The sequence below is a fragment of the Cytobacillus sp. SAFR-174 genome (genome assembly GCF_051964675.1).
Taxonomy (GTDB): Bacteria; Bacillota; Bacilli; order Bacillales; family Cytobacillaceae; genus Cytobacillus.
Genome location: NZ_JBQCMZ010000005.1, coordinates 155,863 through 172,627, shown reverse-complemented (window position 1 = coordinate 172,627; position 16,765 = coordinate 155,863). Strand labels below are relative to the sequence as shown.

17 protein-coding genes, 1 other RNA gene and 1 riboswitch are annotated in these 16,765 nt (G+C 42.6%); of the genes, 3 read left to right on the top strand and 15 right to left on the bottom strand.

Annotated elements, in window-relative coordinates:
* The first annotated feature begins 7 nt into the window (after positions 1-7).
* The gene (locus ACTHRG_RS07510; protein WP_076258898.1) at positions 8-724 is read left to right on the top strand and encodes a 3-ketoacyl-ACP reductase; all 717 of its coding nucleotides are present in this window, start codon (positions 8-10) and stop codon (positions 722-724) included.
* 98 nt (positions 725-822) lie between these two features.
* Here ACTHRG_RS07510 and ACTHRG_RS07505 read toward each other — a convergent pair whose 3' ends face one another.
* The 4 genes from ACTHRG_RS07505 to ACTHRG_RS07490 all read right to left on the bottom strand — a co-directional run bounded on the left by ACTHRG_RS07505 (position 823) and on the right by ACTHRG_RS07490 (position 6,788).
* Positions 823-3,951, bottom strand: a complete 3,129-nt coding sequence (locus ACTHRG_RS07505; protein WP_076258900.1) for an MMPL family transporter — start codon at positions 3,949-3,951, stop codon at positions 823-825.
* 76 nt (positions 3,952-4,027) lie between these two features.
* A complete protein-coding gene (locus tag ACTHRG_RS07500; RefSeq protein ID WP_076258903.1) occupies positions 4,028-4,477 on the bottom strand; it encodes a MarR family winged helix-turn-helix transcriptional regulator in 450 nt (149 codons plus the stop codon).
* Between the two features lie 231 nt (positions 4,478-4,708).
* The gene (locus ACTHRG_RS07495) at positions 4,709-5,344 is read right to left on the bottom strand and encodes a DUF4352 domain-containing protein (RefSeq protein WP_076258906.1); all 636 of its coding nucleotides are present in this window, start codon (positions 5,342-5,344) and stop codon (positions 4,709-4,711) included.
* Positions 5,345-5,411: 67 nt separating this feature from the next.
* On the bottom strand, positions 5,412-6,788 hold the full coding sequence (locus tag ACTHRG_RS07490; protein ID WP_440230946.1) for an alkaline phosphatase: 1,377 nt from the start codon (positions 6,786-6,788) through the stop codon (positions 5,412-5,414).
* Positions 6,789-6,959: 171 nt separating this feature from the next.
* On the opposite strand from ACTHRG_RS07490, the gene ACTHRG_RS07485 reads away from it, so the two are divergent.
* Entirely contained in the window at positions 6,960-7,496 is a 537-nt protein-coding gene (locus ACTHRG_RS07485) for a flavodoxin family protein (RefSeq protein ID WP_440230945.1), read from the top strand.
* A 35-nt stretch (positions 7,497-7,531) separates the two neighbouring features.
* On the opposite strand, the gene ACTHRG_RS07480 is transcribed toward ACTHRG_RS07485, so the two are convergent.
* From ACTHRG_RS07480 to ACTHRG_RS07455, 6 genes are all read right to left on the bottom strand, one after another.
* The gene (locus tag ACTHRG_RS07480) at positions 7,532-8,632 is read right to left on the bottom strand and encodes a mechanosensitive ion channel family protein (protein ID WP_440230944.1); all 1,101 of its coding nucleotides are present in this window, start codon (positions 8,630-8,632) and stop codon (positions 7,532-7,534) included.
* A gap of 100 nt (positions 8,633-8,732) precedes the next feature.
* On the bottom strand, positions 8,733-9,101 hold the full coding sequence (gene crcB, locus ACTHRG_RS07475) for a fluoride efflux transporter CrcB (protein ID WP_440230943.1): 369 nt from the start codon (positions 9,099-9,101) through the stop codon (positions 8,733-8,735).
* Complete coding sequence (locus tag ACTHRG_RS07470; protein ID WP_440230942.1) at positions 9,098-9,475, bottom strand: fluoride efflux transporter FluC; 378 nt, start codon at positions 9,473-9,475, stop codon at positions 9,098-9,100. Before ACTHRG_RS07470 ends, crcB begins: the two co-directional genes overlap by 4 nt.
* Before the next feature lie 60 nt (positions 9,476-9,535).
* A riboswitch (Fluoride riboswitch) is annotated at positions 9,536-9,596 on the bottom strand.
* 59 nt (positions 9,597-9,655) lie between these two features.
* Entirely contained in the window at positions 9,656-10,093 is a 438-nt protein-coding gene (locus tag ACTHRG_RS07465) for a hypothetical protein (protein ID WP_440230941.1), read from the bottom strand.
* 41 nt (positions 10,094-10,134) lie between these two features.
* Positions 10,135-10,284, bottom strand: a complete 150-nt coding sequence (locus ACTHRG_RS07460; protein WP_083675351.1) for an anti-repressor SinI family protein — start codon at positions 10,282-10,284, stop codon at positions 10,135-10,137.
* Between the two features lie 46 nt (positions 10,285-10,330).
* The gene (locus ACTHRG_RS07455; protein WP_440230940.1) at positions 10,331-10,936 is read right to left on the bottom strand and encodes a TetR/AcrR family transcriptional regulator; all 606 of its coding nucleotides are present in this window, start codon (positions 10,934-10,936) and stop codon (positions 10,331-10,333) included.
* Between the two features lie 160 nt (positions 10,937-11,096).
* On the opposite strand from ACTHRG_RS07455, the gene ACTHRG_RS07450 reads away from it, so the two are divergent.
* A complete protein-coding gene (locus ACTHRG_RS07450; protein ID WP_076258923.1) occupies positions 11,097-11,504 on the top strand; it encodes an LAGLIDADG family homing endonuclease in 408 nt (135 codons plus the stop codon).
* A gap of 107 nt (positions 11,505-11,611) precedes the next feature.
* Here ACTHRG_RS07450 and ACTHRG_RS07445 read toward each other — a convergent pair whose 3' ends face one another.
* The 5 genes from ACTHRG_RS07445 to ACTHRG_RS07425 all read right to left on the bottom strand — a co-directional run bounded on the left by ACTHRG_RS07445 (position 11,612) and on the right by ACTHRG_RS07425 (position 16,612).
* The gene (locus ACTHRG_RS07445; RefSeq protein WP_076258925.1) at positions 11,612-11,860 is read right to left on the bottom strand and encodes a PepSY domain-containing protein; all 249 of its coding nucleotides are present in this window, start codon (positions 11,858-11,860) and stop codon (positions 11,612-11,614) included.
* Between the two features lie 538 nt (positions 11,861-12,398).
* Positions 12,399-12,735: a transfer-messenger RNA gene (gene ssrA / locus ACTHRG_RS07440) on the bottom strand.
* A gap of 152 nt (positions 12,736-12,887) precedes the next feature.
* Entirely contained in the window at positions 12,888-13,355 is a 468-nt protein-coding gene (gene smpB, locus ACTHRG_RS07435; RefSeq protein ID WP_440230938.1) for an SsrA-binding protein SmpB, read from the bottom strand.
* A gap of 149 nt (positions 13,356-13,504) precedes the next feature.
* Positions 13,505-15,829: a ribonuclease R gene (rnr, locus tag ACTHRG_RS07430; protein ID WP_076258928.1), complete on the bottom strand. Its 2,325-nt coding sequence runs from the start codon at positions 15,827-15,829 to the stop codon at positions 13,505-13,507.
* Positions 15,830-15,865: 36 nt separating this feature from the next.
* On the bottom strand, positions 15,866-16,612 hold the full coding sequence (locus tag ACTHRG_RS07425) for an alpha/beta hydrolase (protein ID WP_076258930.1): 747 nt from the start codon (positions 16,610-16,612) through the stop codon (positions 15,866-15,868).
* Positions 16,613-16,765 lie beyond the last annotated feature (153 nt).

Below are 16,765 nucleotides of genomic sequence, written 5' to 3'. Positions count from 1 at the left end.
AAAAACGATGCATACATTAAAAGGCAAAACAGCTCTCATCACGGGAGCAGGCAGAGGAATCGGCCGTGCAGCAGCCATAGCGCTCGCAAAAGAAGGCGTCCATATTGGTTTGCTTGGCCGCACGATTGAAAATCTGGAAAAAGTGGCGGATGAACTTAGCCAGTACGATGTGAATGTATCTGCTGCAGCAGCCGATGTTGCCGACCTCGAAGCTGTTACTCATGCAGTCGAGCATATTAAGTCAGACCTTGGCTCTGTGGATATCCTGATTAACAATGCCGGAATCGCCAAGTTTGGAGGATTCCTGGAGCTTTCTCCCGCTGAGTGGGAAAGCATCATTAAGGTCAACTTGATGGGTGTTTATAATGTTACAAGAGCGGTTCTTCCTGAAATGATTGAACAGAAGTCCGGAGATATTATCAACATTGCATCCACAGCAGGCCAAAAAGGTGCGCCTGTCACCAGTGCATACAGCGCATCCAAATTTGCCGTTTTAGGCTTAACAGAGTCCCTGATGCTTGAAGTTAGAAAACACAATATTCGAGTTAGCGCGTTGACTCCAAGTACGGTTGCCACTGACCTTGCGATTGAAACAAACCTGACTGACGGCAACCCTGAAAAAGTCATGCAGCCGGAAGATCTGGCAGAATTCATGGTAGCACAACTGAAATTGAACCCTCGGGTGTTTGTGAAAACAGCCGGCATGTGGTCGACAAATCCATAAGGTTTAGCAGAAAGCCTCAATGCATAATTGGGGCTTTCTGCTTCTGCTTGAAATTAACCATCAAAAAAAGACTGCCATAAAGACAGTCTCCACTTAAATTAATTTGCATTTCTTTTAAACGGCCACCAGTTTGCCTGACCGAAGTTTTTGACCATGACCGGTATAAATAGCGGAAGCACGACCAGTGCGTAAAGCATCAATCCGATCAGAACGATGGACGCGATCTGCAATAGCGACAGCATTCCGGACGGCATCATAGCAGCGAATGTTCCGCCCAGGATTACAGCAGCTGAAATAATAACAGTACCCATCTTTTTCATGGATAACAGCATTGCATCTGCGATTGAAAGGTCACGATATTCATTAAATCGGTCCATTAAGAAAATGCTGTAGTCAACCCCAAGCGCAACGAGAATAACGAAAGCAAAGAATGGAACCGCCCAGCTGATGCCTGTATACCCAAGCAGATTCACAAAAATCGCTTCGTTCATTGCCATACTTGTATAGTAGGTCAGAATCAATGAACCAATTAAATAGATTGGCATGATGATAGACCTGAAAAGGAACACAAGGATGATGGAAATGCCCAGCAGCATCAATACGACTGTACGGGAATAATCCTGATCAGACATTGTGCTTAAATCAGCATTGGTACTTGTAATCCCGCCTACTGCGACAATCGCATTTTCAAGCTTAGTCCCCTTTGTCGCTCTTTCCACAGCTTCCTTAATTTCATCTACCTGGTTAATGGCTTCATTAGAATAAGGATTTGCTTCAAGCACAACATCCATTGTCATGACTTTACGGTCCTCAGACAAATAGACATCAAACACCTGGGCAAACTCTTCATCCTCCAAAACTTCAGGCGGCAGATAGAAACCATCCATATTATCTGAGTTTGAAAGACCTGCCAGGTAATTCTGTGCAGAACCGAGTCCTTCAGATACCTGCTCAAGCCCATCTGCACTCTGGCCAAGGCCATCTGTCAGCTGGCTGATTTGTCCGCCAAGATCGCCAAATCCGGCAAGAAGCTGTTCCTGCCCGCCATTGATTCCGGCTAAACCATTTGTCAGCTTTGGAAAATTATTAACAATTTGTCCCTGGCCGTCTGCAAGCTGATTAAGTCCTGCCTGCTGGGCTTCGATTCCATCGATCAGCTGCTGGAGTCCCGAAGCTAATTCCTTTTGGCCGGATATGGCGGTTCCGAAGTTTTTATTTGCTTTTGCCAAGCCGTTTTGCAGCTGTGTTAAGCCCCTATTAGCAGCATTGATACCCTCTGAAACTTTTGGAAGCTGCTGCTGCAGGCCAGCTACTTGACCTTTGATTGCTTGATATTGAGGGTCTTGGGCCAGCTCAGGGTCCTTGGTTTCAACATAGCCAAACAGTGCATCATTCGCCTGTTTAATGCCATCCGATAGCTGATTTAAATTCGTCTGGATTTCTGTATAGCCCGCCATTAAGGAAGGAATGGCCTCTTCTGCTGACTGATACCCAACTAGCAGCTGTTGATAACCGGCAAGAAGCTCTTCGGCACCAGCTTTGGATTTTTCCAAACCATCTTTAATTTGATCTGAACCTGCCGACCCTTGACGTATACCATCTTCGATTTTTGCCAGGTTCGTCTGAATTTCACCTAGACCCGACTTGATTTCATTGGTGCCGGAAATCAAATCATTAATTCCTTTTGTGGCATCCTGCAACTCAGGTTCTGATTTGGATAGTTCGCTGCTTGCTTCATTCAAGCCATCCGAAATTTTGTTCAGTCCATTTTTCCCTTCCCCGAGGCCTTCTTCAAGCGTTTCAGCTTGTTTGGCAACAAAGAAGTCTTCAATGGGCTCACCAGTTGGTCTTGTAACAGAGCGAACCGTGTCCACTAAATCTACTTTTTCAACCTCTCGGCTGATTTTCTCAGCCAGGCCTACATATTCTGCTGAATCCATTTCCTCATCGTTTTTCAAAACGATCTGCGTTGGCATGGATTCTCCCGGCCCAAAGCTGTCAGCTATTGCATTAAACGCCTTAATGGAATTAACATCTCCGCCGATTTCCTCAAGGGAGTTGTAGGAAAGTTCTCCGTCATATGTTACCAGGAATGGCACACAAACAGCTGCCACGATAAGCAATGCCAGGAATGGACGCGCCAGCGAGAATCGGCCGACCGTACCCCATAGCTTGCTTTCCCCATGCTCGGCACTCTTTTTCGAAGGCCAAAAAATTTTCTGTCCCAGCACTGCCATAAAGAATGGCACAATGGTAAATAAAGCAATTAAGAGAATGGCTACACCAATAGCAACAGCTGCAGCTGACTGGTAGAGAATAAACTGTGAGAAGCCAATTGCCGCAAAGCCAATCATAACAGCAAGGCCGCTGAAAAATACTGTGCGCCCCGCATTTCGATATGTTGCCACAATGGCGTCTGCTGTGCTTTCGTTATAGGAAAGTTCTTCTTTAAAACGGCTAAGCAGCAGGATACAATAGTCTGTTCCAATCCCAAACAGAATCGCTACAAGGAAAATCTGGGTATAGTTCGAAATTGGAAAATCAAGTCTATCCACTAAAAATGCCACAATGGATTGTGAAGCAAGATAAGTGAATCCCACTGTCAGGAGCGGAATAATTGGCGCAACCACTGATCGGAATACCAGCAGCAAAACGACTAGAATAAAGACAACTGTGATTCCTTCCGTCTTTTTCAGCCCTTCCTGCGAACTGTTCATAAGATCTTCATTGATCAGCCATTCACTCGTATAATAATGATCTACCTTTGCATCATCAATAGCTGAATAAAGCTCTTCACTAAGTTCAGCTGGCTCTCGGTCGTTCCAGCTTACGTTGACAGAAGCTAGAATCGACTTGCCATCCTCTGAAACAAGCTGGTCTTTCAAGCTTTCTTCATTAAAATGGCTAAGAACTTCTGTAATGCCCAATTCGCTGCTTCTGTCTTCAAGAATGCGGATAGCTTTCTCCGCTTCTTTGATTTCTTCTCCTGTGAGCTTTTTATCATTATGAAAAACAAGTGCGATCTGGGTCTCGTCCCCGCCGCCTTCCTGTTTCTGCACTTCTTGCATGATATCCCCGGCAAGTGTGGATGAATATTCTTCAGGCACAGTAATCTGCCCTTTATCACGGACCAGATCTGTCATGTTTGGTGCTGCCATAAACAAGCCGGCAGCCACTGCGATCCAGACGACAATGACAAGCCATTTTCTTTTAATAATTGAATACACTATTTTATCCCCCGCTTTGTTTTCTGATAAAGTGAAAGCTCAATCATCGGAAACTTTCCCCCGCTGATTGTTAGTCTTACTGCCCGGTAGACTGTGATAGTACTTTATCCAATTTTTCAAAGGTTTCAATGAACTGCTGGATTTCAGCCTGATCAAATCTGTTTATCAGTGACTCTACAAGATTATGAATCTTTTCTTCTGCTTTGACGTACAGCTCATTTCCCTTTTCGGTAAGTGTCAGATAGACTACCCTGCGATCATTTTCATCACGTGTCCGTTGAATCAGACCCTTTTCCCACATGCGCGTAATCATTGCGGTGATCGCACTCTTTTTTACATCAAACACTTCCGCAAGCTCTGACGAAGTACAGGAACCTGCCTGATTTATGTACCTCAGAGTAAAATGCTGATCATTGGTCAGATCGCTGCCAATCTGATTTTTTACAAGTGACGCAGCCTTTTTCTCAACAGAAAAAGAAACGGCAATATACCGGTCGACCAAATCCTTAATGTCTGGCACACTCACTTATATATTCACCTCACAGTGTGATTATTCTATCGTTTAACTGTTCAACTACTTAACTATTAACGTAGTTAACTTTAATATAGGGAAGGATTGTTGTCAATTTAACTTTATCAACTGGAATAAAATAAAGTTTACCTTGCTCATTTGCGATAACAGCGAAGTTTTTCTAATTCATTGAGTTTGAACTTATCGGCGAAACTAAAAAAAGACCCCATCTCTGGAGCCTTGTCCTTAAAATTCGATTTTAATCTTTTCTGCATCTTCAATCTTGTTCTTATCACCACCAAACACGTCGCTGGTAGTTATTTCAATACTTTTCAGATCCGATTTTTCAATAATAAAGCCAACATTGCCGGCTTTGGTTTCGTTAGGCTCCATTTCTTCGTTAAGCCCATCAAGATAAATATCTTTCTCCCAGGTTATTTGCTCGCCTTCGCTTGTTTCCAGGATGGCTGCCGGGGCAAAATTCACTTTTTGATCAGAGGTGTTCTTTATTTGCACAAAAACCTTAACAAAATCGAATTCCTCGTCATGGGTCAAGGTGTGAAAATAGTCTACCAGACTGTAGTCAGGCTTCAGATGCATCACTTTGGCATCAGTTATTTTCATTTCGATTGGGCCAATCTTATAATTTCCGTCTACAGTTTTTGCTTTTTTTAACGTGATTTCACCTTTTTCATCTATGTGAGTCTTCCCTTCTTTCCACAGCTGCCGGTCGTCCGGAACCTGAGGGTTTGGGGCATAATTTTTCACCGTTTCGTTTTCCGCCGGAACTTCTGCCTTAACCTCAGCAGGCTGTTCCGGGGAATTTGAGCAGCCGAACAGGACAATGGATAAGAGAGTAATCATTGTAATTAGTTTTTTCATGATGATCCCCCTTCAGTTGGTGTAAAAAAGTTCCCGCTGCATTCCGAAAGCAGCGGGAGATAAAAATTTATTTATCTTCAATCTTTACTTTAGACTTTAATATCTCAAAGATCAGTTTAGCCTGGTCAGTATTCTCAATTTGCCCTGCAAATCGGTCGCTGGCTGGGCCAAATGCGTAGACAGGCACATCTTCACCTGTATGTCCTCCTGTTGTCCAGCCCGTATGGGAGCGCTGGTTGAAAATTTCTTCAATGGCATTATCGATGTCAGATGCCTTTTTTGTTTCAGCAGCTTTTTTAACAGATTGAATTTCTTCTTCTTTTAAATCAAGATCAATATATTCCTTTAACGTTTCTTCCACACCGGCTCCATTGGCAATTTCCTGAGCCATGAAATCTGGTGTGCGCTTCGCTGCTTTAACTGGCTCGCTGAACCAGTTGTAGTTGCCATCTGAACCGATGGAATAGCCGCCAGTTGAATGATCGGCAGTTGCCACAACAAGGGTGTGCTTGTCCTTCTTGGCAAACTCGATCGCTGCTTTGAATGCTTTCTCGAAGTCTTCCATTTCACTCATTGCGCTGACGATGTCATTATCATGGCCTGCCCAGTCTACCTGACTTCCTTCTATCATCAGGAAGAAGCCGTCTTTATCTTTGTTCAAACGCTCGATTGCAGAAGCAGTCATATCTTTCAATGAAGGTGTGTCTTCTGTGCGGTCAATCATTTTTGGCATTCCGCGTTCTGCAAACAGACCAAGGACTTGTTCATTTTTATCTGCCAATAATTCTTTACGGTCTGTTACATAGCTGTAACCGTCCTTCTTGAATTCCGCCGCGATGTTTCTGTCTTTGCGGACAAGCAGATCAGTTCCTCCGCCAAGAAGAACATCTACCTTGTGCTTGCCATTGATAAGTTCATCATAATAATCATCGGCAATGGCATTCATATTCTGCCGGCTTTCGTCATGCGACCCGAATGAGGCAGGAGTGGCATGCGTAATTTCTGATGTAGCTACAAGACCAGTCGCTTTTCCTTGCTCTTTCGCTGCTTCCAAAACAGTTTTTACCTCAGAACCGTCATTATCAACAGCAATGGCATTGTTATATGTTTTAATACCCGCAGACATCGCTGTCGCTGCAGAGGCAGAGTCAGTTACATTTTGTTCAGGATCTTCAGGGTAAGTCATTTGCTGGCCAACCAAATATTTATCTAACTCAGTACGTTCAACAAATTTTGTGGTGGGATCGTCTTTTAAATAGCGGAATGCAGACGTGTAGGAGACGCCCATCCCGTCGCCGATAAGGAAAATAACATTTTTGATTTCTCTTTTATCTGATTGTCCTTTAGCTTCTGTTTGCTGTACTGAACCCATAAGTCCGCCAAGCGCAACTGCAGAAGCAGCAAGGATTGGAAGCGTCTTTTTTGTAAATTTCTTATATTTCATTCTATGAACCTCCCTTTGTTAACTTACACGTAGTAGTATAGAATCCTAATGTAAATGAGAGATTAATAGAATGTAAAAATGAATTAACACTTATGTAAAGATGCTTTTTTTGCTTCCACAAATATTTTTATGTAAAATTCATACAAAGAGATAGTCGAAGGAGAGATTTCAATGAAAGTATTGGCTTTGCTGGGCAGTACCAGAGAAAATGGGAACTCAGAGTATTTGGCAAAGAGGATTGTGGAAGGGACTGATTACACCCTGGTAAAATTAGCAGACCTGCATATCGAACCGATTGTGGATAAAAGGCATGCAGATGGCGGCTTTACAACGGTTAATGACGACTATGAACAATTAGTGAAACACATGCTGACACATGATGTTTTCGTATTCGCCACCCCTTTATATTGGTATGGAATGAGCGGCCCCATGAAGGATTTCTTTGATCGCTGGTCACAGTATCTAAGGGATGAGCGCTTTAATCTGAAAGAAGAGCTGGCAAAGAAGAAAGCTTACGTTGTTATTACCGGCGGCAGCAGTGCGAAAGTAAAAGGACTTCCTCTTGTTCAGCAATTTCAATACATTTTTGATTTTGTCGGGATGGAATTTGCGGACTATATCATCGGGAGCGGAGTAAAGCCGGAAGAAGTGAAAGAAGATTCTTTAGCATTAGCGAAGGCCGAACAATGGAATAAGATATTTTCATAATAAGAAGGCGGACTCAAGGTCCGCCTTCTTATATATTACGATTCCTGTCTCACCCTGGAATCTTTTTTCAGCTGATTTTCCCCATCAGGGTCTAAATACAACTTCCTGCTTGGCATAGCAACATAAACACGCTCATTTTCAAGAATGTCCATGATCTCAAAATTGATTTCTTCCTTAATTTTAAGGAATTCGCCCCAATTTGTCGTTTTGGTGAAGAAGTAAAGGAAGATATCGAGCCCATTTTCTTTGTAGTCGTCAAAAGTAACAAGAATGGTTTCCGGATGAATATCCGGATGATTTTTTAACAGATACTCAATCTGCCCGACGACATTTGCCAATTGATCTTTGGTTGTATCATGGGTAACACGCAATCTGAAACTGATTTGCCTCTTCCCCATTTTGCTCCAGTTGGTAATGGATTCATTTGCTAAAGTTGCATTAGGAACAGTAACAAGCGCCTGGGAGAAGGTTCTAACCCTGGTGCTTCGAAAAGAAATGTCTTCAACGGTTCCCTCGACACTTGGTGTCATAATCCACTCACCGATTGTGAACGGCTTTTCGGTAATAATGACGAAGCCGCCTAACAAATTGCCAAGTACGTCCTTAGCGGCAAAAGCAATGGCAACTCCGCCTAACCCGAGTCCTGCCACAAAACCATTCACATCATAGTTAAATTCTTGAGCAACAATGCTGATGCTAATAGCCACAATTACGAATCTCAATGCCTTTGAAATGAACGGAATGAGAATATCATCAATTTCCAGATCGTACTTAACCTTTAGGCTTGTGAAAAGGGCTGAAGATGCCGATGCCATATTGTACAAGCCCCATGTGAGCATGATAATGACAGATGCTCTAATAATATCCAGGAACAGTGAATTATGCTGATTCAGATAAGGAAAATAACCAACAGAAACATAGATTCCTATAATAATGAATAAAAACTGAATCGGCTTTTGGAATGAAACAAATACGTGTGAGAAAAAGTCATTTGGGGCTTTTCTGCTAAGCCTTAATAATAGTGTAAATACATATTTGGCAAAAAGCTTCCGAAAAATTAAAAACAGCAGGAAAATTCCAATTGATATTCCCAAGTCCACTAATATATCTTCTTTCATGTAAGTCTCCCAGAACATATGAATAACCTCCTTGATGCTATTTGTTATCATAACATAATTCTGTAAGACAGGTTATCATACGATATTCCCTAAAAAACGCATTGGAAAAACCTTCTCTTCATCCGAGGAGCATTCCCAGTTCAATACCGAGAAAAGCCAAAAGAATTCCTCCGCCATAACTCAATATATTATATAGAATAAACTCCTTTTTCCTTTTCTCCATGTGCAGCTGTATCGCTTCCAGCTTAAAGGTAGAAAAAGTAGTGAAAGCCCCCATAAATCCTGTGCCAAGCAGCATTATAAGGCTGCCTTTTATCCCTGAGCCCACCATGATTCCGAGAAAGAGTGAACCCATTAAATTAATTATGAGCGTGGCAGCAGGGAAAACCGACACCAACCTTTTACTAATAAACTGACTGACCCAAAGCCGGGAAATCGCTCCAAAGAAACCGCCTATCCCCACTAGAAGAATATGAAATGAACTCATCCCGTTTCTTCTCCTTTCCTGACCCTAAAACCCAATCGGCTCATCCATAATCCGCCAATGATGCTGGCTGCGATATACAAAACGGCCAGGGCTGTTTTTCCATCGAGAAAGAGTGCTGCCGTTTCAACGCTTAATGTTGAAAAGGTGGTAAAGGATCCCACAAAACCAGTTCCGAGTGCTGTTTTTATATGAGCCGGCAAAGAAAAACGAACCATCAGCCCCGTCGTCAGCCAAGCCAGGAGAAAACTTCCCAGAAGATTAACCGTCAAAGTGGCGAAAGGAAAAACGGCACTTTCCTGAAAAAGAAAAACACCCATGCTGTAACGTAATGCGGCACCTAAAAACCCTGCTGCGCCAACCAGTATATAAACCATCCAGAACCCTCCATTTCCCTTAGTTTACCCAAAACAAAAAGACTCCTGCCAGTTACCACATAACTGACAGGAGTCATTAGCCAAAAGGCGGTTAAAGGTGAACTCCATCACCTAATTAGACGTATCTTTACTAACACTATAAAACATATTAACAAGGATTAAAAGACCTTTATCCCTAATTCAGTAAGAATTCCCCTTTTTTATAAACAGCAAAGAAAGCAGCAGACCATATAACAGATGGCCTAGAAGCCAGAAAAATAGGGCAGGTAAAGATGTAAGTTCAGGGGTTCGATCGGATAATGCAGTTGTCGGATAAAGCAGAACTCCTATGGAAAAGGTGATGAATAATGTACGGACGATGATTCGGGTCCTGTTCCAGCGGTATTTTTTTATTATTAATAATAAGCTGATTGCCACTATAACTGAAATGATCAGATGAAATCCAAATTCGATTAATTCGGGAAAATGATAGTTTTTTAAAATCGGAAAGTAATCCACATTTAATAGCAATGTGTACACTTTTATACCAGTGGATATCTCAATCATTTTCAAGAATAACCCCAGAAAAATACCAGATAGCAATCCTGTAAATGCACCCAATACCCAAAGTCTCCGCATTGATCCTATCCTTCCCATTAATCGCAGGATAATCAAGCTATTTATGATTTTTCCTGAATCCTGCCTTTATTAGACCCACTTTTGGATTGTTTAATAAAGTCCTGTATTTCCTCAATTGTTAACCCCAGCTGTTTGGCTGTCAATATGAGCTCTACCCATTCTTTATCAATTTTCCCCTCACAGGTTTCCATTCCCTTTTCCACTCTCCCGTAAAGATTCTGTTCCCCTAAGAAGTCTTCATTGAGTGCTGCTTTTATTAATCATTCCATATAGGAATAAATGGACAACTTCTTTTGCTAAATCTTCTGGAGCCTTTATCCCTTTAAATAATCTGGTTAATGTCAGACGTTCAATAATCCCCGTCAGACTCTCTGCGACAGTTCCCATATCAATATCTTCCCTGAAGTATCCTGCCTGCTGCTCTGACAAGAGGTTGGCTTCAATTTGACCAGCAAGTATCTCCTTAAATTCGTCGGCATCCGAAGCCATAAAAAATCCGATGCGGGTCAAATGCTGATTTTCCCTAAAAAATGAAAAGATAGCAGACAGACCTGAGGTTATTCGTTCAGGCAATGATGACAAATCAACACCTGTTTCCACGCGGCTCCTGGAAGTAAGCTCAGAAATCCGTCTGCGAAACAGGTCGACAAGCTCCTGGAAAATAGCATCTTTGCTTTCAAAGTAAAGGTAAAAAGAAGGCTGTGTCAAACCTGCCCTTTTCACAATATCGCTGATTTTTGTATGAAAATAGCCTTTCTGCGCAAATTCCTCCGCGGCAACTTCAAGAAGCAATGCGCGGCTCTGCTCCCCGCTGGCTCCTATTTTCCGTCCTCTGTGCCCCATAAATAACAGCTCCGTCTGCATTATATTACTCAGAAGTATTATCTACCATCACTATTGGGAAAGTCAACCAATTATCTGAATTTTTTATTAATAAACAGAGAAAGTTATGTTATACCCAAAAAGGGAACGTACATTCTTATTTTACACTGGGGGATGGGAAATGGAAAGTTTTGAAGCAGCTTATATTGCAGGAATTATCGATGGTGAAGGAACAATTACTCTAACCAGAATGCATGCGAGTGAGCATCGCCGACCTTGCATAACTATAGCATCTACTGATAAGGAGCTGTTAGACTATTTACAAACATTAGCAGGCGGGACAATTATAAATAAAAAGAATTACAAGCCAGGTATTCACAAAAATTCCTTTTCTTTGAATATAAAACAAAAGGAAAAAGTTATGTACTTGTTAAAACAAATATCACCTTATTTAAGAGTGGACAAAAAGAGAAATCGGGCTTTTTGGATCCTTGATAATTATGATAGAGTAACTCCCAGAAATGGAAAATATAATGTAAATAAGTTAAAACAGAAGATTTTATTTGAAGAAGATTTTTTTAAGATATAAAAACAGTCATACTAAAAGGCAGCAAAGGCTGCCTTTCTTCACTCCTCTTGAATATAAAATGAATGCCGGATGCAATTTAAACCTAAAGTCCAGCCTATAGGGGAGTATTAATCAAAATCATTTTCTTCTTCAATCTTTAATACTTTTCCTGTTTTTGCAATAATCTCTACCTCGAATATTCTGTTATCGGGTGTTAAAATGAAAACTTCATAAACTAAGACACCATTTTCTAAATCCATATCTACATGTTGAATTTTTCCCGGTACATTTTTAAGGGCAATTTCTTGAGCTTGTTCCTTCGTAATTCTTTGTCTATACATGGGTATTTGGTTGCCATAATAATAATTTTCATACATTAACATTTCCCTCCTACATAGTTCAACCTTATTTATCCGTATGTATTGGACAAACTCTATGTGCTTTTCCATAATTTCCTTTTACTAACCTGAATTTTAAAGAGGTGCGGCAATCCTTTGATACATTGGCTCTTCAGCTTAATAAGGAATTAGTTACTCCGAAAAATAAATTAAAGCATAAGCTTTCCAAAAGGAAAACTTATGCTTTACATTAAAAGACAAATAAAAAACCACCAAATATGTATTTGGTGGAGACGGTGGGACGTGCACTTCCATGCTTTCGTCATGGCACTGACTATATCTTGAACCTGTCTTAACAGGTCCTTCGGCGTATTATGCGAAATATATATTTACCTGAGATCAGGCAGGATTTCGCATCCTAGTACTACCACTTCTGTGGCAGCCTATAAGTCGATACACGGCTGTTGGATTGCTCCACATACCGCTCGGCATTGCCTTATCGCCAGTCAGGCGACTTAGGTTTCACCGATAAAGCCGAATTTTCACTTGTGTGTTGCCACACAAGGCGACTAATAATTAATCGAACCCACGTCCAGAAATATCGGCACTTAAGCTTCTACGAGTGTAGTCGATATATTCGCGATTCACTGATCCTTATGCCTATCGACGGGCGTCCGGCCAGCTAGCCTGGTTGTTCTCTTCCTTCATCCTCAGGCGGTGGAATCCGGCGTAGCCCACTAAGAGTGAGTCCGCTACCCTACCACATGGGCGATGGAGGGGCGAACCGCTAAAGGCCTATTAGGCAGCTAAAGCGAAGTTGTTTTGAGTTTTGCCAGTTATAGGCTTTGACGTTTTAACGAGGCCGATCCCCTCGACTCGCAACCTAAGCTCGAACTATCCCTGTCGAATCCGTAGCGTCCCCATTATAATAGGTCTGCGCCGAATCTTATTCAGCACGCTGACGTTCGGATAAGCTCGAAATAGATGAGCTAAAGTTTGTGTCACTCGCTGTGACAATTACTATTATAGCACACTGAGCAAATTTTTCAATTGTAAGGTTCTGGATTTACATTTTCTGCCTTTCGCGGAAAGCACGCTCAACTTCACGCTTGGCTTCTTTCTTCTTCAGATCCTCACGCTTGTCATATTTCTTTTTACCCCTTGCCAGGCCAATTAAAACTTTTGCATAACCATTCTTGAGGTACATTTTTAATGGAACGATCGAGTAGCCGACTTCCTTCGACTCACCAATCAGCTTGCTGATTTCTTTTTTGTGAAGTAGAAGCTTTCTGGTCCTTAGCGGATCGTGATTGTAGCGGTTTCCCTGCTCATAAGGACTGACATGCATGCCGAAAAGATAGATTTCATTGTTTTGAATTCTGGCATATGAGTCCTTCAGGTTCACCTTGCCCGCTCGGATCGATTTAATCTCCGTCCCCTGCAGAACAATTCCCGCTTCATATGTTTCTTCTATAGCATAGTCATGATAGGCCTTTTTATTTTGCGCAACCATTTTGCCAGTTCCTTTTGGCATGTTGAATCCCCCTTTGCTCCCCTTTCCTGTTATCAGGAAATGCAGCATCCGTTCTCTAGCGGTTCCTCTATTATAGCAAAATTGCGTGCCCCTCTCAACGAGGAGCCCTGCCGGGAAGGAAAGAGAGAGCCTTTAAGGCCCTCCCGCTTTTACCGCTTCTTTTTCTTCCGCTTTGCTTTTGGCGCATTTTCGTAATGCTTTTTCTCTTTTTTCTTTCTTGGGCCGCCTGAACTGTTTCCTTTGCCCTGATCAGACTTCCCTCTGCGCGGCTTTTTCTCGGTGCTGCCAGTCTTGAACACTTTTGGCGCTTCCCGGGTTTCCCGTCTGCGGGTTCCCTTCATGCCGACGATTTCGAAATCAATCGAGCGTTCATCTTTGTTTACATTAACGACACGGACTGTAATCTCGTCGCCAATGCGGTAGACATTGCCTGTACGCTCCCCGATCATCGCCATCTGGCGCTCGTCATAGCGGTAATAATCGTCTGTCATATAGCTGACATGAATAAGTCCTTCAATCGTGTTTGGAAGCTCAACAAACATGCCAAAGTTTGTAACAGAGCTGATGATCCCATCATATTCCTCGCCGATTTTATCAGCCATATATTCCGCTTTCTTCAGTTCATCTGTTTCCCGTTCTGCTTCAACTGCTCGGCGCTCCATATTGGAAGAGTGCTCGGCAATATCAGGCAGCTGTACATTCCATTTTTCCCTTGTCGCCTGATCCAGCTTGCCTTCAATTAAGTAGGTGCGGATAAGTCTGTGGACAATTAAGTCCGGGTAACGGCGGATCGGTGATGTGAAGTGTGTGTAAAACTCTGTTGATAACCCGAAGTGCCCAAGGCTCTCTTCAAAGTATTTAGCCTGCTGCATAGAACGCAGCATCACTGTGCTGACAACCATTTCTTCCGGTTTTCCCTGAACCTCTTCAATGATTCCCTGTAGGGCACGCGGGTGAACGGAATTAGCTGTTCCTTTTACGATATAGCCGAAGTTTGTAATAAACTCAAAAAATCTTCTAAGCTTATCTTCTTTTGGATCTTCATGGATACGGTAAATGAACGGTACTTCCATCCAATGGAAGTGCTCAGCAACCGTTTCATTGGCTGCGAGCATAAACTCTTCAATCAGGCGCTCTGCAATCGAGCGCTCGCGCAATGCGACTTCTGTCGGGTTGCCCTCTTCATCCACAATGACCTTCGCTTCTTTAAAATCAAAGTCGATGGCTCCTCGATGCATTCTCTTTTTTCGCAGGATTAGTGAAAGTTCCTTCATCAGTTCGAACATCGGCACAAGCGGCTGGTACCTGTTGATAAGTTCTTCGTCCTGCTCTTCTAAGATCTTATTCACATCTGAATAAGTCATTCGTTCCGTTGTTTTAATCACACTCTGGAAAATCTCGTGGTTGACCACTTCCCCATCCGATGTGATTTCCATCTCACAAGAAAGGGTAAGCCGGTCCACTTTCGGATTCAATGAACAAATGCCATTTGATAAGCGATGCGGGATCATCGGGATTACCCGGTCCACTAAATACACAGAGGTTGCCCGCTCTTCCGCTTCCCTGTCAATCGGGGAATCCTCACGGACATAGTATGTGACATCGGCAATATGAACGCCAAGCTTGTAATTGCCGTTATCCAGTTTTTTAACCATTACTGCATCATCAAGATCCTTTGCATCCGCACCGTCTATTGTGACAATAACTTCATTTCTCAAGTCACGGCGGTTTTCAAGCTCACTTGGATCAATTGTATCCGGCGTTTCTTCAGCCTGCTTAAGCACCTCATCAGGAAACTCAAGCGGAAGGCCATGCTTGTGAATAACAGAGAGAATATCCACACCGGGGTCGTTTTTATGCCCAAGTATGTCGATCACTTCTCCTTCTGCACTCTTTCTGCCTTCTGGATAAGTGGTCAGTTTCACAACGACCTTATGCCCTTCAACCGCACCTTTTGATGCTGCTTTGGGGATAAAAATATCGCTGGCAAACTTTTTGTCATCCGGGATAACAAAACCAAAGTGCTTGCTTTCCGTATACGTTCCAACAATTTGTGTCACACCGCGCTCTAAGATGCGGACAATCGTGCCTTCCCGCCTCTGGCCGGAACTCTCAGACGTCACACGCGCGAGAACAATATCTCCATTTAAGGCATTATTCGTTTCATTGGGCGGGATAAATATATCATCCATTCCCTGCTCTTCCGGAATGACAAACGCAAATCCCTTTGCATGGCCGGAAAGCTTCCCGCGGATCAGGTTCATTTTTTCAGGCAGGCCATAGCGATTGCTTCTCGTTCTGACGACAAGCCCTTTTTCCTCCATGACAACAAGCGCCTTAACGAAATCTTTGAAGCCTGTGGAATCCTCTATTCCAAATGCGGCTTCCAGCTCCTGGACCGTCAATGGCTTATAGGCTTCATCCTTCATATAATGAAGCAGCTTGTCGATCAGCTGTTGTATATTATTTTCCATATCTTCATCCCTCCTCAGGGAGATTTTCTTTTGTTATTATTCTTCCCACTCAAGCTTTTCTAAAAACTCATATACATCTTCATGCAGCTGGTCACGCTCTTTATCAAGAGTAATGACGTGGCCGGATTCTTCGTACCACTTGAGCTGCTTTAGGTCATTCTCCACTTCATTAAAAATGATATTCGCGCTGTCCGTGTTGATCATATGGTCATGTCGTGCCTGAACAACAAATGTCGGGGAGTAAATCATATCCACATGATTGCGCACATCCGCGATCAGCTCCTGGAGTGCCTTTAATGTATTCATCGGTGTTTTCTGGAATTCTTCCATTTCCTGCTCAATTTGGTCTTCCGTCTTTCCTTCAAGTCTTTTATATTCTCTTGCGTAGCTCAGAATTCCTTCATACATGACTTCTTCGCTTTTTATGTACATAGGTGCGCACATCGGGACAATACCCTTTACAGGTACAGTGTAACCCAATTTAAGGGAAAATACGCCGCCAAGTGAAAGTCCGGCCACTGCAATTTCTTTATGCCCCTTATTTTTCAGAAATTCGTACCCTTCCATCACATCTTTCCACCAGTCTTCCGGGCCTGTATGAACAAGCTCTTCGGGCGGAACCCCATGCCCCTTATATTGCGGTGCATGGCATGTGTAGCCCTTCGTTTCAAGAAACCTTGCCATCATTCTGACATCTGCTGTATTTCCGGTAAAACCATGCAGCAGCAGGACTGCTCTTTTTCCATCTCCAAATGTAAACGGTTTTGGTGCAACAACTCTCATTGATAAAACTCCTTTTACCTTATGATTCCTATAATTTTATTAATCAAACGTTTGATTGAACCTGCATTCCTTATTTTTAGCAAACAGCGGGGGAACATGCCAATAAAAAGCTTTCTTAGCCAAAACTGCCGAAGAAAAATAAAAGCCTGACCT

What these genes read in the sequence shown, in the direction of transcription:
- ACTHRG_RS07510 (WP_076258898.1), top strand. Translation starts at nt 8, where the DNA reads ATGCATACATTAAAAGGCAAAACAGCTCTCATCACGGGAGCAGGCAGA.
- ACTHRG_RS07495 (WP_076258906.1), bottom strand. Translation starts at nt 5,344, where the DNA reads ATGAAAAAACTAATTACAATGATTACTCTCTTATCCATTGTCCTGTTC.
- ACTHRG_RS07490 (WP_440230946.1), bottom strand. Translation starts at nt 6,788, where the DNA reads ATGAAATATAAGAAATTTACAAAAAAGACGCTTCCAATCCTTGCTGCT.
- ACTHRG_RS07485 (WP_440230945.1), top strand. Translation starts at nt 6,960, where the DNA reads ATGAAAGTATTGGCTTTGCTGGGCAGTACCAGAGAAAATGGGAACTCA.
- ACTHRG_RS07480 (WP_440230944.1), bottom strand. Translation starts at nt 8,632, where the DNA reads ATGTTCTGGGAGACTTACATGAAAGAAGATATATTAGTGGACTTGGGA.
- crcB (WP_440230943.1), bottom strand. Translation starts at nt 9,101, where the DNA reads ATGAGTTCATTTCATATTCTTCTAGTGGGGATAGGCGGTTTCTTTGGA.
- ACTHRG_RS07470 (WP_440230942.1), bottom strand. Translation starts at nt 9,475, where the DNA reads ATGGTTTATATACTGGTTGGCGCAGCAGGGTTTTTAGGTGCCGCATTA.
- ACTHRG_RS07465 (WP_440230941.1), bottom strand. Translation starts at nt 10,093, where the DNA reads ATGCGGAGACTTTGGGTATTGGGTGCATTTACAGGATTGCTATCTGGT.
- ACTHRG_RS07460 (WP_083675351.1), bottom strand. Translation starts at nt 10,284, where the DNA reads ATGGAAACCTGTGAGGGGAAAATTGATAAAGAATGGGTAGAGCTCATA.
- ACTHRG_RS07455 (WP_440230940.1), bottom strand. Translation starts at nt 10,936, where the DNA reads ATGGGGCACAGAGGACGGAAAATAGGAGCCAGCGGGGAGCAGAGCCGC.
- ACTHRG_RS07450 (WP_076258923.1), top strand. Translation starts at nt 11,097, where the DNA reads ATGGAAAGTTTTGAAGCAGCTTATATTGCAGGAATTATCGATGGTGAA.
- ACTHRG_RS07445 (WP_076258925.1), bottom strand. Translation starts at nt 11,860, where the DNA reads ATGTATGAAAATTATTATTATGGCAACCAAATACCCATGTATAGACAA.
- smpB (WP_440230938.1), bottom strand. Translation starts at nt 13,355, where the DNA reads ATGCCAAAAGGAACTGGCAAAATGGTTGCGCAAAATAAAAAGGCCTAT.
- rnr (WP_076258928.1), bottom strand. Translation starts at nt 15,829, where the DNA reads ATGGAAAATAATATACAACAGCTGATCGACAAGCTGCTTCATTATATG.
- ACTHRG_RS07425 (WP_076258930.1), bottom strand. Translation starts at nt 16,612, where the DNA reads ATGAGAGTTGTTGCACCAAAACCGTTTACATTTGGAGATGGAAAAAGA.